A 2,193-nucleotide genomic window follows, 5' to 3' on the forward strand; every position below is an offset into this window, starting at 1 on the left:
CCGCAGGTACTCTTCCATGGACGTCGTCAGCGCCAGTGCCGCGAGCACCATCAGCCCCGAGATCCAATAGGGCGACCCCCGGCCGAAACGGTCCATCAGGACGCCCGCAGAAACCGGGAACGCCACCCGCGAAATCCCACCGAAAGTCTGCTGGACGCCCATGAAGAGCCCGCGCTCGTTGCTGGACACGACCTGCGAGAGCAGTCCCGTCACGCAGGGGAAGATGAACGCCGTTCCGATGGGCATGAGCGTGAGCGAGAGCCACAGCACCGGGTAGGAATGCACCACGGATGTCGTGACGAGTCCTGCCGCCAGCAGGACCAGGCCTAGCCGGCAGAGCCTGGCCTCGCCCAGCCAGTCCACCATCCGCCCCAGGATCCCGGCCCGCACTATCACCCCCATTCCGCCGAGGTACATCACGAAGTAGCCGATGTTCGCTTCGGTGACGCCCAGCCGCTCGGACATGAGGAGTGGGACGATGGGCACAGTCCCGTAGAACGCGCCGATGGCCACCGTGTAGATCCAGATGAGGCGCGGCGCGGGCTCCCCGGAGTGCGCGATCACGTGCCAGATCGCCTCCCGTCCGGAGCGCGGCGGCTTCTGGACCGTGAGCGAGGCCGACGAGCGCCGCAGCTCGCGCGACTCTCGCAGGAACCGCCACGCGAACACGCTCACCAGAACGCAGAGCGCCGCGGAAGCAAGGCCGGGGGCCATCTGTCCCCACAGCCTCGCCAGGAACGAGCCCAGCGCTGGCCCGGTCACCGCGCCGAGGCTCGTCACCGCGGAGAGCCACCCCAGACTCTTGGCCCGGTCCTCGGGCGCGCTCGCGTCGGCGACATACGCTTGCACCACGCCGATCGTCCCGCCGCCGAGGCCCTGGATGACGCGCGAGAGGAGCAGCATCCAGAGCGAGCCCGCGAAGGCGAAGACGACGTACGCCGCCGCTGAGATCCACAACCCGGTCAGGATGGCGGGCCGGCGCCCGCGCTGGTCCGACAACCTCCCCCAAAGTGGAGCGCTGACCAGCTGGGCCACGGAGAACGCCGAGATGAGCACTCCCACCACGAACGCATCGGCGCCGAAATGAGTGGCGTAGAACGGCAGCAGCGGGAGGAGCATCACCAGCCCCACCATGTCCACGAACGCCACGACCATCAGGATGAACAGCTTCGCCATCAGAGCCTCATTCTGCGGCCGGTGAACGACCCACGCGCAGATGCAGGGGCCAGCGCAGCGAGCGGCGCGCCGATGGATCGCCCCAACCGGGGATCAGAGCAGCCTCGACGTCGTCCACCGGATCCCGGCCGTGCGCTTCGACGTACCGCTGGGTCGCGGACCACGTCCGCAGGTAGCCCGAGAACTCATGCAGGTTCGGGTTCATCTCGAGCCAGAGGGTCGGAGCCTCGAGATCGGGGAAGGGGAAGGCGATCGAACGATAGCCGTCCTGGGTGAATCGCCGCTCCGGTGGCCAGTAATCGTGTACGGTCCCCGCATAGTAATCCTGGAGCACGCGATCGAGCGCGGGGTCGTCGAGCCGCGGGTCCACGTAGCACCATGCGGCGAGCACGCCGCCGGGGCGCAGCACCCGGCGCGTCTCGCGGAAGAACGCTTCGAAGTCGAACCAGTGAAGCGCCTGGGCGGCCGTGACTAGATCCACCGAACGCTCCGCGAGCCCGCTGTCCCGTTCCCGGGCGATCCGGTACTCCACCTTGGGGTGCGGCGACGCGTGCGCGATCTGCTCGGCGCTCGGATCGGTCGCGACCACCCGCTCGAACCGCTCGGCGAGGCCCGTCGCGGCCTGGCCGTTGCCGGTCCCACAGTCCCAGGCCAGCTCCCGCCCCGGCGCCAGCCCGGCCAGATAATCGAACAGTGCCGCGGGATAGCGCGGCCGGAACGCCGCATAACCCGGCGCGCGCTTCGAGAAGTGGTCTTTGAATCCGGGAGTCACCGCTCGGCAATATGCCGGGCACGGCGCCGTTGCGGGAGGGAGCGGCGGGTGTGATGATAGGCGAATGCGCAAGGCGGTGTTCGTGCTGACGTTCGCGCCGATTCGGAACCACGGGCAGACCGGTGCCGCCCCCAACTTCATCGAGCTGCACCCGGTCCTCTCGATCCAATTCCGCTAGCCGCTCATCCGACTCAGGGCGTCCGACGCGTTTGCGCACCCGGGTCTACGGCGAGTCTCACGGCCGC

Annotated in this window: 2 protein-coding genes; both read right to left on the minus strand. The window is 68.6% G+C overall.

Annotated elements, in window-relative coordinates:
* A partial coding sequence (locus Q8Q85_12400; GenBank protein ID MDP3775056.1) for an MFS transporter occupies positions 1-1,176 on the minus strand: 1,176 nt, incomplete at its 3' end.
* Positions 1,177-1,183: 7 nt separating this feature from the next.
* Positions 1,184-1,948 carry a class I SAM-dependent methyltransferase gene (locus Q8Q85_12405; protein MDP3775057.1) on the minus strand — a complete coding sequence of 255 codons (765 nt, stop codon included), beginning with the start codon at positions 1,946-1,948 and terminating at the stop codon, positions 1,184-1,186.
* Positions 1,949-2,193 lie beyond the last annotated feature (245 nt).

Source organism: Gemmatimonadales bacterium, from assembly GCA_030697825.1.
GTDB lineage: Bacteria > Gemmatimonadota > Gemmatimonadetes > Gemmatimonadales > JACORV01 > JACORV01.